The 569-nt window shown below is 60.8% G+C and carries 1 protein-coding gene and 1 pseudogene; both read right to left on the bottom strand.

Annotated features, from left to right (window positions below):
* Positions 1 to 259: hypothetical protein (locus EOC94_RS33445; protein WP_210212110.1), on the bottom strand; the 259-nt coding region annotated here is incomplete at its 3' end.
* Positions 252 to 569 (bottom strand): annotated as a pseudogene (locus tag EOC94_RS34300) (hypothetical protein); the annotation flags it as partial. The pseudogene EOC94_RS34300 and the gene EOC94_RS33445, both read right to left, overlap by 8 nt.

Genomic DNA, 569 nt, shown 5'->3' on the forward strand with positions numbered 1-569 from the left:
GTATGCCGACCTGCGAACTCGCGCGCGCCGAAATGCCGTGCACCTTCTCGGCGTTCTCCTTGATCGTGCGGCCGTCGGATTTGACCATGTGAGCGAAATGGTTCGTGATCAGGCCCGACCGATTGCAGAGCGCCGCCGCGATCTCGGGGCACCATGGTTGGGCCGAGTCGTCGATGGAGATGTCTTTGCGGTAAAGGCCGCTCGTCTCCAGTTTGAGAAAGAGGATCTCGGGTGCTGACAGGTTGCGGGGCTCAGTCATCGTAATCGTCCCCATAGTCGTCACGGTCATCGTCGTAGGCGTCCAGTTCGGCGCGCGCCTCGTCATTGACGCGCTTGATGCAGGCGTCGCAAACCTCATACACCCGTCCCGACATGCCTTCCTCGTAATCGCGCTGCGGTCGCAGGTGAGGCTTGTGCTGCTTGCACCAATCGCAGGCGCCGGAATGGTCGGCGTTCTTCATGTACTCACGGTGCTCATCCAAGCACTCTTGGCACATGTCGTTGCGCTCACTGCCAAAACTGTCCGTCTCCCCCTGTATCCGAGCAACGGCAGGGCGATCGGGATGGTC

The organism is Mesorhizobium sp. M6A.T.Ce.TU.016.01.1.1 (genome assembly GCF_003997065.1).
Classification (GTDB): domain Bacteria; phylum Pseudomonadota; class Alphaproteobacteria; order Rhizobiales; family Rhizobiaceae; genus Mesorhizobium; species Mesorhizobium mediterraneum.